Raw genomic sequence first — 15,027 nt, 5'->3', positions numbered from 1 at the left:
CCGATGCGACTTCACGTCGTCAATCCCAACACCACCGCGTCGATGACGGCGAAGATCGCCGCTGCGGCACGCAGCGTCGCCCTGCCCGGCACCGAGATCGATGCGCGCCAGCCGACGATGGGCCCGGTCTCGATCGAGGGCTTTTGCGACGAGGCCTTCGCCGTCCCCGGCATGCTCGGCTGCATCCGCGAGGCCGACCGAGACGGCGCGGACGCGCACATCATCGCCTGTTTCGACGACACCGGCCTCGACGCGGCACGCGCGGTGGCGAAGGCGCCGGTGATCGGCATCGGCGAAGCGGGCTTTCACATGGCGAGCCTGATCGCGGCGCGCTTTGCCGTGGTGACGACGCTCGGTGTCTCCATCGTGCCGATCGAGCACAATCTGACGAAGTACGGTCTCGCCGGGCGCTGCGCCCGCGTCCGCGCCGCCGAGGTGCCGGTGCTCGCGCTCGAAGAGCGCAACGCCGATGCGCTCGCAAAGATCTCCGCGGAGATCACGGCCGCGATCCGCGACGACCGTGCGGAGGCTGTCGTGCTCGGCTGCGCCGGCATGGCGGATCTCGCCGCTGAGCTCGCCGCTACGCACGGCCTGCCCGTGGTCGACGGCGTCGCCGCCGCCGTGACGTTGGCGGAAGCGCTGGTGCGCCTCGGCCTGAAGACGTCCCGGCTCGGGCCCTACGCTGCGCCACGATTGAAGACCTATTCCGGGCCGTTTTCGCCGTTTCAGCCCTGATCGCTGCTTCCGGCGGGGGCCTTAGGAGGTCTCAAGGCCAGAAGATCGCTGGTTTTTCGCCCTCAGCCTCTTTTTGGTCCCATTTGTTGCCGAACTGTTACGTTTTCGGGACATCCCGGCGGCCCTTGGGCTGCCGGTCTTCGCCACTCACCAAGTTTCAATTTGGGTTTTGTCAGCGATGATCGATCTCGCACAGGACACACCGTCCAACCCCCTGCTTCGCCTCGGCGCCCAGCCCATCGCGCTGACCGCCGCCGCCCTTCTCCTGTTGATCGCCGGTGTGACTTCGATCGCGATCTGGCGCGCCTATACCGGCGCTGCGCCGGAGGCCGACAGGGTGGTTGCGTCACGGCAGCTCCAGGCCCGCACCGCCCAGGCCTCCGAGCAGCTGGTCGAGAAGACCAAGGGGCTGGAGGCAACCCAGCAGGAATCGATCGACCAGCTCCAGGTCGTGCAGGACCAGCTCCAGACCGTGAAGCGGCTGCTCGCAGCTCAACAGGCCGATACCAAGCGCCTGTCGGAGCAGGTGGCGACCCTGAACGAGTCCATCGACGGCCTGCGCCAGTCCTTTGCCAGCGCCCGGGCCACCGAGGCCGAAACGCCGTCGGTTACCCGCAGGAAACCGGCACGCCACCGCGTCCATGCCAGCGCGCGCAAGCGCTCGCGCGGCTGAGCGGATCACGGCCTGCGGGTTTAATTTTCTCCACTTGTGAACTGGATCACATTTGCCCGTATGATTCCACGCCATGCTCTCCGCTACCGGATGGCGTGAGCCGATTTCAATATCCGGGGCTGGCAAGGTCGTTGACGGTATACTGCGTCAACGACCTTGTTTTTTAGCAGGCTGGCAGGTCTTCCCGCCTCACTCGCAGACGTCGACGCGCCGGTATCGCCATCCCGAAGGCGTCATCACGCGCTTGCGCACGACATAGCAGCCGCCATAGCCGCCATTATCGTAGCCGGTACCATAATAATACGGGTCGCCGTAATAGGGGTACCCATAGCCGTAATAGCCGCCGTAGTAGCCGGCACCGGCAATGCCCGCGCCGATGGCGAGGCCGGGCCAGAAGCCGCCGCCGTGCCAATGGCCGCCATGGCCCCATCCGCCACCGCCATGGCCCCAGCCGCCACCACCGTGGCCCCAGCCGCCGCCATGGCCCCAGCCGCCATGTCCAAAACCGCCGCCCGCCTGGGCCGCCTGCGGCGCCGAGAGCCCGACCGCCGCGACGGTCAGCGCCGCCATCATCATCTTCCGTAGCATCTACTCGATCCTCCGCGTGGACACGCTCCACGCTTCAACGCAGGATCAAGCTAATGCTATCGGGGCACTCGTGACAGCCATCCTGACTCACTTCCGCGCGAGCATCAGCGGCCGCGGCAGATGCTCTTCATCTTCTTGTCGAGCAGACGGTCCGGACCACGACCGTTCCGGAACAAATGCCGTCACATCAGCTTGAAACGAGGAGGCAGGCCCGATCATGCGCAAACTGATCGCGTTCGACGAGGACACGTTCGACAAGCTCAAGCAGCTGGGACGTGACCGGATGGCGACGTTCCAAGAGCTTGCGGATGAAGCCTTCGCCGACCTGCTGAAGAAGCATGGCATCCCCATCGATCTCCGGGACGCGTTGCGCAAGAGCGCCAGGCTCGGCGCCGAACCGGACAAGCCGGCCGCGCGTCCGAAGTCCGGAAAGGCCAAATCACGATGACCGATCGCGATCCATTTGCAGAAGGCGAGCGCGCCGCGCGCGACAACATCCCGGCCGAGGCCAATCCCTACTCGGACGGCAGCGACGAACATGCGCTCTGGGCTGCGGGGCACGAGAAGGGCGCAGGCGCGATGGAAGCGCGCGAGTCAGAAGGAAGCTGAATTCACCCGATCCGCTTCAGGCCCTTCGTGAAGCGAGGTCCGTTGGCGACGTAGAACTTCGCCGCGCTTCCCATCCTCTGCACCTGGGCATCGTCGAGCGTGCGCATCACGCGCGCGGGCGAGCCGATGACCAGGGAGCGTTCGGGAAACTCCTTGCCCTCGGTGATGACGGAACCGGCGCCGACGATGCTGTTGCGGCCGATCTTCGCGCCGTTCATCACGATCGAACCCATGCCGATCAGCGCACCCTCCTCGATCGTGCAGCCGTGCAGGATGACGTTGTGGCCGACGGTGCAGTTCTTGCCGATGACAAGCGGAAAGCCGAGATCGGTGTGGCAAGTCGAGCCGTCCTGCACGTTGGCGCCCTCGCCGATCTCGATCCATTCATTGTCGCCGCGCAGCACCGCGCCGAACCAGACGCTCGCCCCCGGCTTCAGGCGCACGCGGCCGATCACGGTTGCGGTCTCCGCGATGAAATAGTTGCCGTCGGCGGGAAGATCGGGCGCCTGCCCGTCGAGCTCGTAGATCGCCATGGAGGTCTCCTGTCACGCTGAGACTGGCATAGCGAAACGGCGGCGCGGAGGCAAAGGGCCACCCGCACCGGCAGCCCTGCAAAGCGTCAGCCCAGGACGCCGGTCGCCCGCAGCGTCATCAGGAAGAAGGTGCCGCTCATCATGCTCCAGAAGCCGGCGATGACGGTCGCCATCATCACGAATTCGAGGCGACGGCTTTCCAGCCGCATGCCGCGCAGCGTGTTGCGCATGATGATGAAGGGTGCGGCGAACACCAGGAACGGCACCGCCGCGAAGGTCTTCGGGGCCACGCCGTCCTGCAACAGGCCGAAGCCGGCGGGCCGCTGCGCGACCGCCTGGTATCCGTTCACGAGTGCGCCAGCGAGCGCGAAACCGATGCCAATCGAGAAGAAGGAATTGAGAGCTTCAGGTGTCATCGGAACGGTCCGCCCTTACGCAACGCCGGAGCTTTCCTGTGACAAATAGTGCCGGTTAACGCTACATTATCCTTAAGGGAAGGTTAACGCCGCCGGCCATCCGGCGCAGGGCCCTCCCCCTTTCCCCGCAGCCGGGGAACGCTCCGCGAAATCGCCGCCGCATGGCATATTCGCCGCTGATTCGTCGGCCATCGGCCGACCACGAGCCCACGCGCGCTAGTCATGACGGTGTTTTCGGCAGCCTCCCCTCGGTCCCCCCGGACGCGCACCCGGGCGCATATCGTCCCGATCGTGCTCGGCGGCGCGGCGGCGGTGTGCGCCGTCGCGCTCGTCGCCTATCTGTTGTGGCCGACCTGGGGCACCAGCGGCGCCAACGCCCCCGACAAGCTGCCGGTGAGCGTCGGCGGCACGCTGTTCAACCTGCCGACGACGGCAATCCGGATGAAGATCCAGCGGCACTCGGGGCCGCAGGAGCGCATCGATCTCGACTTCCTCTATCCCTCGCTGGAGCCGCCCGGCACGCCGAAGCACGTCAGCGCCGACACGGTGGATGCGGCATTGCTGCCGATCGACCGCATCTTCCTGTCGATCGCGGCCCATCACGATGCGCTCTCGCCCGAGCAGCGGACCGCCACGATCTATCCGCGCTATCTCGAGCCGGGCGCGACGATGCCCGAGGACGGGCTGACGATGCGGATGTTTCGCGCCGACACACCTTACGGCAGCGAGGATCTCTATTCTGCCGCAAGCCCCGCGCTGACCGCACGCTGCACGCGCGATGCGGCCACGCCCGGCATGTGCCTCTCCGAGCGCCGCGTCGGCGGCGCCGACCTCACCTTCCGCTTTCCGCGCAGCTGGCTGTCGCAGTGGCGCGACGCGGCGGACGCGATGGAAAAGCTGACGGCGCAGTTGCGCGGGCCGAAGAGCTGAGCGCGACCTCTACGCCCGTGGCGAGACCAGTTTGCCGGGACGGGCTTAGGGGCCTCCCGATAAAAAATGTCGAAAACAACCCCATGCACAGTAGCCAAACATCGGCAGCATAGAGCATTTTCGCATTTTTCGAAGTCGCGCTTGACCCGTCGGGCAAGACAGGGGCATGATGTCAGCATGGGGTAACCGATTGAACGATGCGGCCACACATCTCCCACCCGGTGCCCAGCTGCTGGGGCGCGAATGGCTCGGCTTCGACGAGAGCGGGCATGCGCTGATCCGCTTCCAGGCTCAACCCGCATTCACCAACAGGCATGGGACCATCCAGGGCGGATTCCTTGCGGCGATGCTGGACTCCGCCACCGGGATCTGCGCGCTCGCAGCGCTATCCCCTGACCAGACTGTGATCACGCGGAGCCTGGACACACGCTTTCTGAAGCCCGCAACGGTCGGACCGATCACGGCGCGGGCACGGGTCATCGAGCGGACGGAGCGCGACATGGTCGTGCAAGCCGACCTCGTCGATGCAGAGGACATCACTGTCGCTGATGCCACGGCGCGGCTGCGCATTCTTACAAGGAAATAGAATGAGGGGTCGCGGTGTGCGCGGCCCCATTGAGCGACAAGATCGCCGCGCTATTCCTGATCGACGAGATCGTCCTCGAGGATCGCCATCTGAAACTGGAACGAGCGATCGTCGTCCTCGTCGTCGACGAACAGCACGCCGATGAACTCCTCGCCGATATAGACTTCGGCGGAATCGTCCTTCTTCGGCCGCGGCACGACGCGGATCTTGGGATTGCCGAATACGCGTTTCAGATACGCGTCGAGCTTCCTTACTTCCTTGACGTCCACGGCAAGTCTCCAATCGAAATCTGGGTTGGCGGGGTTTTAGGCCGAGACGCGACGAACCGCCAGCATGAATTGCCAAAGAATTTGGGGACGGACAGGGCCGGAGAATCCGGCCCCTCTTCTTGAGCTCAAAGCCCCATCGCGTTGATCATCTGATCCATGGTGCGCGACGGCTCGGCGCAGCCGGCCTCGCCGACGATCTTGGCGGGCACGCCCGCGACCGTGACGTTGTGCGGCACGGGCTTGACCACGACCGAGCCGGCCGCGATGCGCGCGCAATGGCCGATCTCGATGTTGCCGAGGATTTTCGCGCCCGCGCCGATCAGCACGCCATGGCGAATCTTCGGATGACGGTCCTCGTTCTCCTTGCCGGTGCCGCCGAGCGTGACGCCGTGCAGGATCGAGACGTCGTCCTCGATCACCGCCGTCTCGCCGCAGACGAAGCCGGTGGCATGGTCGAGGAAGATGCCGCGGCCGATGCGCGCGGCGGGATTGATGTCGGTCTGGAACACCGCAGAGGCGCGGCTCTGGAGATAATACGCGAAATCCTTGCGGCCCTTCAGCCAGAGCCAGTGCGCAAGGCGATGGGTCTGGATCGCGTGGAAGCCCTTGAAGTAGAGCAACGGATCGATGAAGCGGGAGGTCGCGGGATCGCGATCGTAGACGGCGACGAGGTCGGCGCGAAAGGCGTTGCCGAGATCGGGATCGTCGCGCAGCGCCTCGTCATAGGTCTGGCGCACGAGATCGCCCGACAGCGCGGAATGATCGAGCCGGTCGGCGAGACGATGGATCACCGAATCCTCGAGACGGCTGTGATGCAGCACCGTCGAATAGATGAAGGTCGCAAGCTCCGGCTCGCGATGGACGATGTCCTCCGCTTCGCTCCGGATCCGGTCCCAGATCGGATCGAGGGATGCGAGCTTTCCTCCCGGATTGACCTGATGCACTGCCATGGGATCTGCTCTTTCGAATGGGCTCGTTTTGTTGGTTCTATAGCACAGTCTAGGCGACAAAGTCCTGACGGGCTTGCCTGAGAGTGAACAGCACCTTGCCCCGCGAAAGCCGCCAACGCGTTGAAACACAACAATTTCTTCTGACGCCCCCAGGCGGCAAGGTCGGCTAAAAGTGGTCAGGGTTTTGCCAAATTCAAGCCGGGCAGCGTCAAACTATTGGTGAATTCTCTCGCACCCCTTATTGCAGGCATGGTCCGGACGACGACGGAGCGGATTTGACCACCACCACCGATCATTTGCGCGCGCGCCCCGCAGGCTCGCTCTGGGTGCGGCTCGCCGCTCTGGCCCTACCCCTCCTGATGATCGCGCCGGCGTTCTGGAACGGCTATCCGCTGTTGCAGTGGGATACCGGCGGCTATCTGGCGCGCTGGTACGAGGGCTATCTCGTCCCCAGCCGGTCCACCGTGTTCGGCCTCTATCTCCACTCCGGCGAAAGCTTCGGCTTCTGGATCAACCTCGCGATCCAGTCGCTGGCGACGCTGTGGCTGTTGCAGCTCAGCTTGCGCGTCCTCGGCCTGTTGCAGACGTTCCGCTTCGTCGCGATCGGCCTGCTCCTGATCCTGTCGACCGCGCTACCCTGGCTGGCCAGCATGCTGCTCACGGACATCTTCGCGGGACTGTCGGTGCTGTCGCTGTTCCTTCTCGTCGTCGGAGCCCAGCGCACGTCGCCGCACGAAAAAATCGCGCTGTTCGTCTTCACCGCCTTTGCCGCCGCAACCCACAGCGCCACGCTCGGCGTGCTGCTCGGACTCTGCCTCGCCGGCTGGATGGCGCGGCCGTTCGTGGGCCGCAGGCTTCCGCTCGCCGGACTGGCGCAGGCGAGCATGACCATCGTCGCGGGCGGCCTGATGCTGGTCTCGGCGAACCATGCGCTGTCGGGCAAATGGGCCTGGACGCCGGGCGGCTACGGCGTCGCCTTCGGCCGCATGATGCAGGACGGCATCGTCGAGCGCTATCTCAATGACCACTGCCCGCGCGAGAGCTTCAAGCTCTGTCCCTATCGGAACGAATTGCCGGCGACCGCCGACGAATTCCTGTGGGGCAAGAGCGTGTTCAACACGCTCGGCCGGTTTGAGGGCATGAACGACGAGATGAGCTATATCGTCGTGCACTCGCTCGCCGACTATCCGGCCTGGCAGGCCGGCGCCGCACTGCGGGCGGTCGGCCAGCAATTGCTGCACGTGGCGACCGGCGAAGGCACCAGCGGCTGGATCCCGCACACCTACGGCATCATCGAGCGCTACATCCCCGCACAGATCGCGCCGATGCGCGCGGCGCGGCAACAGCAATGGGATGTCAATTTCGACTACGTCAACTGGCTGCATGTTCCCGTCGCGCTGGCCTCGATGCTGGCGCTGGTCGGGTTGCTCGCGCATGCGCTGGCGCGCCGCCGGCTCGACGATCTGACGTTGCTGGCGGCGACGGTGACGCTCGCGCTGCTCGGCAACGCCTTCATCTGCGCCGTCATCTCCGGTCCGCACGACCGCTACGGCGCGCGCATGGTGTGGGTTGCGACCTTCGTGGTGCTGATGGCGCTGGCGCGCGCGTTCGGCGACGAGGAACCTAAAGGCTCAGCCGCGGCGTGAGAGAAAATCGAGCACGCCGGTCTTGTAGGCCTTGTCACCGACCGCGCGCATGTGATCGCGGCCCGGAATGTCGAGCACTTCCGAGCCCGGAATGATGGCGCCGAGCGCGCTGGCCGAGCCAGCGACGTCGTCGGTAGAGCCGACCGCGATCAGCACGGGCACGTCGATGCGTGCAGCTTCGCCCCTGGTCATGAGGTCGCGCGTGCCGCGCAGGCAGGCGGCGAGCGCCCTCCGATCAGAGCGGGTCTGATCGGCAAACGCGCGGAAGGTGCGCCCCACGGGATCGGAGACGTCGTCGAGCGTGGGGGCTTCCAGCGCCTTCGCGACATTCTCGCCGGGCCCGGTGCCCTCGATCAGGCCGCCGATGCCGATGCCGCCGAGGATCGCCGAGCGCAGGCGCTGCGGCTCGTTCAGGGAGAGCCACGCCGTCATCCGCCCACCCATCGAGTAGCCCATGATGTCGGCCTGCGGGATGGCGAGATGGTCCATCAGCGCGAGCACGTCGCCGGCCATGGTCGGGATCGAGTATTGCGCGGGCTCGTAGAGCTTTGCGCTTTCGCCGTGGCCGCGATTGTCGAGTGCGATGACACGGCGGCCGTTCTTGCGCAGCTCCGAGACCCAGGTCGGATAGACCCAGTTCACGTTCTTGCTGGAGGCAAAGCCGTGCACCAGGATGATCGGATCGCCCTCGCCTTCGTCGAGATAGGCAATTTCAACGGCGCCGTTGTGAAAGCTCGGCATCAGATATTCCGCGGTGTTGAGGGGAAGGGTTGATTCTAGGCCGGACCGGCCGCACTTGCCAGAGCGGCTTCGGCGGCGACCTGCGCCCGGCGAAGCCGCCTCGCCCGTCTGCGATCGCACCAGGCCTGCGTCAGGCGCTCGGTGGTGGCCTTGATCGAAGACAACAGGCCGAACAGCGTCAGCACCGCACCGAACAGCCAGAGCGCAAGATCGAACGCGCCGCCGACGAGCAACAGCGCGCCGCGGCCCAAGAGCTTCATGATCGCGCGGGTCTTGCTGCCCTGCGCTTCGGCAAGCCGCGCCGCGCGCGCGACGTCCTTGGGGCCCTCGGCGATACGCAAGCTGTCCATCGCGCCGCGCGTGCCGGTCTTCTCGGCAACGCGCGTGACGTCCTTGCCGAGCCGGACCAGGGCACCTGCCTTCTCGGCCCGGAACGCGGCCTTGATCGCGCTCACGGTCTGGCCCGGCCGCAGCACCGAGCCGGACGCCACCGCGTTCTGGAGCATCGGCGTGTCGACAAACTCGCGCGCGGACCGGCCGGCCCAGGCCGCGAGGCCCTCGCCGAGCCGCCCGACTTTCCGCGCATCCTTCACCAGCGTCAGGCCGGCGCGCACGGGCGCGGCGCCGCCGATGGACACATAGGTTGCCGCCGTCACCGCAAGGCCCGCGGCTGCAAGGCCCAGCACCAGACGGTCGGTGTCCTCGCCCATGGCGAGATGCTTGCCCTCGCGCACGACGTCCCTGACGTCGCCGATCACGAAGAGATCGCCGACCACGGTTCCGGACAGGCTTGCGACATCGTCGGCGCTGCCGGTGACGAGACCGGTCGCGAAGCGCCTGGCGAAATGCGAGGTGGAGTTTTCCTCCTTGACCGCATCGCTCACCCTGGCGAGGAGGTCGTCGGGCACCGCGATGTTGCGGTCACGCGCCAGCGCGACAAAACTGTCGGCGAGATCGGCATCGCCGGCGGCGAGCGCGGCCTCGATGTTATCCTGAACCAGGCGGTCGTTCTGTCGCAGTACGGCGTCGAGCTTCAGCTCGGACAGCGCGGCCGGATCATCCTGGGCGGCGAGAATCGCGCCGGCCTCGCGGGCGTGCGGCGCGACCTGCGCGAGCATGAAGCTGCATGCCGCGATGCCGGTCAACGCTGTGCTGATTCGCAGCCACTTCATGCCAAGAGCCCGGATGTTCCCAGATCGTTTGCCTGGATCGTTTGCGCCCGAAGGTTGATCTTTTGCCCCAATTCCACTCGTCCACAGACATAGTATGCCAAAATTGCGACACAACGTCCCCGACGAAAGAAGGGCTTCTCTCAGGCCGCAAGATTGTGTCGAATTTGCATGAGCAAATGAGCATGGGGCAGTTGCGAACCTTTCGGTTCCGCCGGGCTAGCAATCATCTGCACCCGCCAGTATGGTCCGCGGCGCCTCAAAGATGCCGCGTCAGTTGTGATTGTGTCTGCCGCCACTGCCACTCCAGGATGAGTTACGATGTCCGACCATGTCGTCCCGCACTTCCATAACGATGCCGGTGTTCCCGTCATCGAGATCGGCTCGCAAGAGTTCATGTGCGTGGGCGCCAACCCTCCGTTCGATCATCCTCACGTCTTCCTCGACCTCGGCAACGACAACGAGATCATCTGCCCCTACTGCTCGACGCTGTACCGCTTCGCGGCCGACCTGAAGGCCGGCGAAGCCCGTCCGCCGGAATGCGTCCTGAAGGACAAGGTGGCCTGACCGCGTCCACCGGTCAGGGGTGGCGCTCTCCCGAACGATTGTCATTGCCGGAGCCGGAATCGGTGGACTGACGGCCGCGCTTGCGCTGGCCGCCCGCGGCTTCCGTATCGTCGTGCTGGAAAAAGCCGAGCGCCTCGAGGAAGTCGGTGCGGGCCTGCAACTTTCCCCCAATGCGAGCCGCGTGCTGGTCGGACTCGGCCTGACCGAACGGCTCAAGCTGCGTGCCGTCGTCCCGGAGGCGGTCTCGATCATGAGCGCGCGAGCAGGCGGCGAACTCCTGCGCATGCCGCTCGGCGAAGCGGCGTCGGTGCGCGCCGGCGCACCCTATTGGGTGGTGCACCGTGCCGACCTGCAATCCGCGCTCGCCGGCGCGGTCTCCGACCATCCCGACATCGACCTGAAGCTAGGTGCGACCTTCGAAGACGTCGCGCCTCATGCCAAGGGGCTGACCGTCGTCCATCGCAGCGGCACGATCCGCCGCAGCGATCTCGCCAGCGCGCTGATCGGCGCCGACGGCATCTGGTCGACGGTACGCCAGCATCTGTTTCCCGAGGTGCAGCCGCGCTTCTCCGGGCTGATCGCCTGGCGCGGCACACTCGACGCCACGCAGCTGCCGAAGGACTACACCGCGCGCCGGGTCCAGCTCTGGATGGGCCCGAACGCCCACCTCGTCGCCTATCCGATCGCGGGCGGACGACAGATCAACGTGGTCGCGGTGCTGCCTGGCACCTGGAACAGGCCGGGCTGGAGCACGCCCGGCGATCCGCGCGAGGTGATGGATGCGTTCGCCGCGCCGCGCTGGCCGTCGCAGGCGCGGATGATGCTCGCCGCAGTCGATAGCTGGCGCAAATGGGCGCTGTTCGGCGTGCCCGACGGCTGCCCCTGGAGCAAAGGCCCGGTCGCGCTGCTCGGCGACGCCGTGCATGCGATGCTGCCGTTCGCCGCGCAAGGCGCCGGCATGGCGATCGAGGATGCCGCCGTGCTGGCACAGCATCTGAGCCCCGAGACTGCCGAGAGCACGGACGGCATCGTCGCAGCGCTGAAGCAATATGGCCGCGCACGCCAGGCGCGCGTGCGACGGGTGCAGCGGACCGCACGGCAGCAGGGCCGCATCTATCATTTCAGCGGACCGCTCGCGATCGTGCGCGATGTTGCGATCCGGGCGCTCGGCCCGGAGCGCATGCTGGCGCGGCAGGACTGGATCTACGGCTGGCGCCCCTGATGCGAAGCGCTGCAGGCGCGGCGCTTCAGCGGACCGCTTTCCCGGATTTCGGCGCAGGCTTGGCGGCAGCCGCAGGCGCAGCAGCCGGTGCCGGCTCGGGCGGCGTTTCGCGGCACCTGTTGCGGCGCCAGGCCTCTTCGGCCAGCTGCGCCTGACCGCGCACCGCGACGTACTCGTTGCGATAGGCGAGTTCGGCCACGACGGCGCCGCCGGCGCCGGTCTGCGCCTTGTCCATCAGCCTCTGCAAGTCCGCGGTGCGGCTGGCGAGCCCCTTGCGCTCGGACTCGAGCTGCTTGCAATCATACAGATCGTATCTTGCCGGATCGGCAAACGCCGGAGCGACCGTCTCGCTCATGCTCGCGCAGCCGGACAGCGCGCCGCCCGCGAGCAGCACGAAAAGCGCGCCGCAAAAGCGCAGGCGATGGGAAAGCGAAGCAACCATGCCGGATGAATAGTCCCCGTGGATTGAGAATGCCTAAAGCAGCAACAGATGTCCGGATTGAGGCTTTGCCTTGTGCGGCCGGCTCGCTTAAGGAAGAACCACCCACCCGGCCCGCGAAGCGCCAATTCCAAACGGCCGAAGGTGGACTTAAGTGTTTGATCTCGTTGGATCAAGCGGGCATGGCGGAATTGGTAGACGCAAGGGACTTAAAATCCCTCGGTGCGCAAGCGCTGTGCCGGTTCGACCCCGGCTGCCCGCACCACGAGAGTTGACGGCGCGAGGACGGCGGATGCGCCCCGCTGCAATCGCATCGCTTTCGTCCCGACGCGCGACCCGTCATTTCGAGTCCCGGCGTGGCTCAGACGGCGACATTCCGCTCGACCCTGAGCTCCCTGAACACCTTCGTGACCGGCAGGTGAAGCGGCAAATCCGTGTTGGTGTGGTGCCAGCTGAACGGGCACGACTTCTCGATCGAGATTCCCGGCGTCGAGTTGAGCGCGCCGAAGCCATCGATCGTGCCCATCACGTCGACGATCTTCTTGTACCGGGGCGGCATCGCGACCGCCGCAGACACCGTGACAATCCAGAACTTGTCGTCGGGAATGGTCTGTTCGATCGCCGGCTGCTCCCTGAGCTCGTACAGCGCTTCCGAGACCACGAGGTTGCCCTTGGAGTGTCCGGTCACCAGCGAAAAGCTGAAGCGATCATCGGCCAGCAAAGCCATGACCGTCCTTGTATCCAGGCTGACGCGGCCGAGTTCGAGCGGTGATGTCGGCGGACTGACGGTCTCGGGCCGGTTCAGCGCCCGGCTGACGTCGTCCAGCTCCTCGAACTGATGGCGCAGGCGGTTGAGCGTGCCGAACCAGAACCAGCCACCGAGCGCCTCGGTCAGGAGATCGGCAAGCCCGTAGCCCGACACCACGGCAGCAGCCGACACGCCAAACGCGTCGGCGACATTCCGTGCGAAGGCCGCCGCCCCCAGCGCCGAACTGCCGACGCCGGCCACCGCCAGGATACGGACATCGGCGCCGCCAGCATTGGCGAAGTCTTCCACGGTGTTGCAGAGCTTGAGCGATCCGGCGCCGGATGGCGGGACGATCAGGATTGCGCCCTCGCGTGCGAGCCAGGGCGCCGTTTCGCGGGCCTCCTCTTGGGTCACCTTGCCGATGTCGTAGAAGATTCCGTCGAGCACCGCGTTCCTGCGGCGAAACGACTCCAGGGCGGCCTCACGCAACGGCGTCCGGGACTCGAAGATCTCCTCGAAGCTGTTGCGGCCGAGCTGGGCCGTCGCGAGCGAGCGTTGCGTAGAGAGCATCACGGTTCTCCGCAGCCATTCCGGCGACGGATACCGTAGCAAGAATCCTGCCACCTTGGGTGGTATCGCCGCGCCGCTTCGTCGGCTGTTGACCGAACGCCTTCCAGGCGGCGTGGCCGGTGCAACGGCGCTCGCGCCCAGCCGACCTGTCCCGGAGCGACGGCGGGCCTCACCAAGCCTTGTCCGCTCCCGCTCCGCCTGACAGCCATCTCAAAACATGGGTTGTGCGCCGCAGCATGGACAATACATAAAGCCTTCCAATCAGAGGTGAGCTTCTTGTCCGACGTCAATGCCGACAGCTGGGTGTCCTCGGGACACCGGCCCATGGGTTTTCCCGAATTCGTCATCGTGATCGCGTCCATCATGGCGCTGAATCCGCTTGCGATGGACATGATGCTGCCGGCGCTGCCCAATATCGGGACCGCCTTCAAGATTCCCGTCGCCAACCATCTCCAGCTCGTGCTGTCGACCTTCCTGATCGGCTTCGGCGTGGGCCAGTTCGTCATGGGTCCGTTGTCGGACCGTTTCGGCCGTCGCCCGGTGTTGCTCGGCGGCATGGCGGTCTATGCGGTGGCGAGCGTGCTGGCGGTTGCCGCCCCCTCGTTCGAGACGCTGCTGCTGGCGCGCGCGCTGCAAGGGCTCGGCACCTCGGCAACGCGCGTGATCGCGACCTCGATCGTGCGCGACTGCTATGTCGGCCGCCGCATGGCGAGCGTGATGTCGCTTGCCATGATGGTGTTCATCGCGGTGCCCGTGATCGCGCCGTCGTTCGGACAGGCGGTGCTGCTCGTCACGCAATGGCGCGGCATCTTCGTCGTGCTGATGCTGTACGGCCTGCTCGCGCTCGCATGGTCCGTGCTGCGGCTGCCCGAAACCCTCCCTCAGTCAGAACGCAGGTCGCTGGCGCCCGCCGACGTGCTCTCGGCGTTCCGGCAGACCCTGACCAATCGCCAGACCATCGGCTATGCGACGGCCGCCGGCAGCGTCATCGGCGCACTCTTCGCCTATGTGTTCTCGGCCCAACAGGTCTTCACCGGCGTCTATCACCTCGGCCACTACTTCCCGCTCGCCTTCGCTGCGATCGCGGCCGGCACCGCCATTGCCGGCTTCCTCAATGCGAGGCTGGTCGGGCGGCTCGGCATGCGCGTGATCTCGCACGGCGCCCTGACGCTCTATGCCGTGGTCGCCAGCGTCATGCTGGTCACCGAAATCCTGAACATGCTGCCGCTTGCTCTGTTCATGGCACTGTCGGCGCTGATGATGTTCTCGTTCGGCATGATGGTCGCCAACTTCACCGCGCTCGCCATGGAGCCGCAGGGCCATATCGCCGGCACCGCCTCCTCGCTCTACGGCTCGATCACGACGCTGATCGGCATCGCGGTCGGCATGGCGATCGGGCAGAGCTTTGACGGCACGCTGCTGCCGTTCTCGGTCGGCTTCTTCCTGTCGACGCTGGCTGCGCTCGCGATCGTGCTGGTGGTGGAGAAGGGCCGGCTGTTCAAGCCGCATCATCGCCCCACCGCATGAGGAACTTCCGGCCGGCCTCGATGTTGTAGTGCAGCAATTCGAGAGGCCGCCGCTATGGAACCGGAACACCGCGAAGACCCCACCCCGGATCGGCCTGATACGGGGCGTT

Annotated in this window: 19 protein-coding genes and 1 tRNA gene; 11 read left to right on the top strand and 9 right to left on the bottom strand. The window is 66.0% G+C overall.

Annotated elements, in window-relative coordinates; translation table 11 throughout:
- Positions 1 to 3: 3 nt before the first annotated feature.
- Entirely contained in the window at positions 4 to 735 is a 732-nt protein-coding gene (locus tag ACVWW6_RS23455) for an aspartate/glutamate racemase family protein (protein ID WP_182872027.1), read from the top strand.
- Between the two features lie 178 nt (positions 736 to 913).
- Positions 914 to 1,408: a hypothetical protein gene (locus ACVWW6_RS23450; RefSeq protein ID WP_028175404.1), complete on the top strand. Its 495-nt coding sequence runs from the start codon at positions 914 to 916 to the stop codon at positions 1,406 to 1,408.
- 189 nt (positions 1,409 to 1,597) lie between these two features.
- Here the strand turns inward: ACVWW6_RS23450 and ACVWW6_RS23445 are convergent, their stop codons facing one another.
- Complete coding sequence (locus ACVWW6_RS23445) at positions 1,598 to 1,996, bottom strand: hypothetical protein (RefSeq protein ID WP_060908083.1); 399 nt, start codon at positions 1,994 to 1,996, stop codon at positions 1,598 to 1,600.
- 217 nt (positions 1,997 to 2,213) lie between these two features.
- Here ACVWW6_RS23445 and ACVWW6_RS23440 point away from each other — a divergent pair, with 217 nt between their 5' ends.
- Complete coding sequence (locus ACVWW6_RS23440; RefSeq protein WP_038967754.1) at positions 2,214 to 2,444, top strand: hypothetical protein; 231 nt, start codon at positions 2,214 to 2,216, stop codon at positions 2,442 to 2,444.
- The gene (locus ACVWW6_RS23435; RefSeq protein WP_165448165.1) at positions 2,441 to 2,605 is read left to right on the top strand and encodes a hypothetical protein; all 165 of its coding nucleotides are present in this window, start codon (positions 2,441 to 2,443) and stop codon (positions 2,603 to 2,605) included. Before ACVWW6_RS23440 ends, ACVWW6_RS23435 begins: the two co-directional genes overlap by 4 nt.
- A gap of 2 nt (positions 2,606 to 2,607) precedes the next feature.
- On the opposite strand, the gene ACVWW6_RS23430 is transcribed toward ACVWW6_RS23435, so the two are convergent.
- Both ACVWW6_RS23430 and ACVWW6_RS23425 read right to left on the bottom strand, forming a co-directional pair.
- Positions 2,608 to 3,138, bottom strand: a complete 531-nt coding sequence (locus ACVWW6_RS23430; protein WP_456681446.1) for a gamma carbonic anhydrase family protein — start codon at positions 3,136 to 3,138, stop codon at positions 2,608 to 2,610.
- Positions 3,139 to 3,224: 86 nt separating this feature from the next.
- Positions 3,225 to 3,554 (bottom strand): DUF6949 family protein, encoded by a 330-nt coding sequence (locus tag ACVWW6_RS23425; protein WP_011088330.1) that lies wholly within the window; start codon positions 3,552 to 3,554, stop codon positions 3,225 to 3,227.
- 222 nt (positions 3,555 to 3,776) lie between these two features.
- Between ACVWW6_RS23425 and ACVWW6_RS23420 the strand changes: the two genes are divergently transcribed.
- Positions 3,777 to 4,484, top strand: a complete 708-nt coding sequence (locus ACVWW6_RS23420; RefSeq protein ID WP_456681445.1) for a hypothetical protein — start codon at positions 3,777 to 3,779, stop codon at positions 4,482 to 4,484.
- A gap of 166 nt (positions 4,485 to 4,650) precedes the next feature.
- Positions 4,651 to 5,070 carry a PaaI family thioesterase gene (locus ACVWW6_RS23415; protein WP_011088332.1) on the top strand — a complete coding sequence of 140 codons (420 nt, stop codon included), beginning with the start codon at positions 4,651 to 4,653 and terminating at the stop codon, positions 5,068 to 5,070.
- A 50-nt stretch (positions 5,071 to 5,120) separates the two neighbouring features.
- Here ACVWW6_RS23415 and ACVWW6_RS23410 read toward each other — a convergent pair whose 3' ends face one another.
- Positions 5,121 to 5,339, bottom strand: coding sequence for a DUF3126 family protein (locus ACVWW6_RS23410; RefSeq protein ID WP_007602550.1), 219 nt, complete (start codon positions 5,337 to 5,339; stop codon positions 5,121 to 5,123).
- Positions 5,340 to 5,464: 125 nt separating this feature from the next.
- Positions 5,465 to 6,289, bottom strand: a complete 825-nt coding sequence (gene cysE / locus ACVWW6_RS23405) for a serine O-acetyltransferase (RefSeq protein ID WP_028175407.1) — start codon at positions 6,287 to 6,289, stop codon at positions 5,465 to 5,467.
- 275 nt (positions 6,290 to 6,564) lie between these two features.
- Between cysE and ACVWW6_RS23400 the strand changes: the two genes are divergently transcribed.
- The gene (locus ACVWW6_RS23400; RefSeq protein WP_182872030.1) at positions 6,565 to 7,935 is read left to right on the top strand and encodes a hypothetical protein; all 1,371 of its coding nucleotides are present in this window, start codon (positions 6,565 to 6,567) and stop codon (positions 7,933 to 7,935) included.
- Here ACVWW6_RS23400 and ACVWW6_RS23395 read toward each other — a convergent pair.
- Entirely contained in the window at positions 7,921 to 8,676 is a 756-nt protein-coding gene (locus ACVWW6_RS23395; protein ID WP_182872031.1) for an alpha/beta fold hydrolase, read from the bottom strand. The genes ACVWW6_RS23400 and ACVWW6_RS23395 overlap by 15 nt on opposite strands.
- A gap of 35 nt (positions 8,677 to 8,711) precedes the next feature.
- The gene (locus ACVWW6_RS23390; protein WP_182872032.1) at positions 8,712 to 9,848 is read right to left on the bottom strand and encodes a hypothetical protein; all 1,137 of its coding nucleotides are present in this window, start codon (positions 9,846 to 9,848) and stop codon (positions 8,712 to 8,714) included.
- Between the two features lie 318 nt (positions 9,849 to 10,166).
- Between ACVWW6_RS23390 and ACVWW6_RS23385 the strand changes: the two genes are divergently transcribed.
- Together ACVWW6_RS23385 and ACVWW6_RS23380 are read left to right on the top strand one after the other, a co-directional pair.
- A complete protein-coding gene (locus ACVWW6_RS23385; protein ID WP_007602543.1) occupies positions 10,167 to 10,412 on the top strand; it encodes a zinc-finger domain-containing protein in 246 nt (81 codons plus the stop codon).
- 19 nt (positions 10,413 to 10,431) lie between these two features.
- The gene (locus ACVWW6_RS23380) at positions 10,432 to 11,634 is read left to right on the top strand and encodes an FAD-dependent monooxygenase (protein WP_182872033.1); all 1,203 of its coding nucleotides are present in this window, start codon (positions 10,432 to 10,434) and stop codon (positions 11,632 to 11,634) included.
- 25 nt (positions 11,635 to 11,659) lie between these two features.
- Here the strand turns inward: ACVWW6_RS23380 and ACVWW6_RS23375 are convergent, their stop codons facing one another.
- Positions 11,660 to 12,076, bottom strand: a complete 417-nt coding sequence (locus tag ACVWW6_RS23375; RefSeq protein WP_011088338.1) for a hypothetical protein — start codon at positions 12,074 to 12,076, stop codon at positions 11,660 to 11,662.
- A 173-nt stretch (positions 12,077 to 12,249) separates the two neighbouring features.
- Between ACVWW6_RS23375 and ACVWW6_RS23370 the strand changes: the two genes are divergently transcribed.
- Positions 12,250 to 12,338, top strand: a tRNA-Leu gene (locus ACVWW6_RS23370).
- A 96-nt stretch (positions 12,339 to 12,434) separates the two neighbouring features.
- On the opposite strand, the gene ACVWW6_RS23365 is transcribed toward ACVWW6_RS23370, so the two are convergent.
- Complete coding sequence (locus tag ACVWW6_RS23365; protein WP_182872034.1) at positions 12,435 to 13,391, bottom strand: hypothetical protein; 957 nt, start codon at positions 13,389 to 13,391, stop codon at positions 12,435 to 12,437.
- Between the two features lie 276 nt (positions 13,392 to 13,667).
- Between ACVWW6_RS23365 and ACVWW6_RS23360 the strand changes: the two genes are divergently transcribed.
- Complete coding sequence (locus tag ACVWW6_RS23360; protein ID WP_028175412.1) at positions 13,668 to 14,918, top strand: multidrug effflux MFS transporter; 1,251 nt, start codon at positions 13,668 to 13,670, stop codon at positions 14,916 to 14,918.
- Positions 14,919 to 15,027 lie beyond the last annotated feature (109 nt).

The sequence above is a fragment of the Bradyrhizobium sp. USDA 3311 genome (assembly GCF_054062495.1).
Note: the sequence above shows the minus strand (reverse complement) of the source record. Positions and strands in the feature narration are given on the sequence as shown.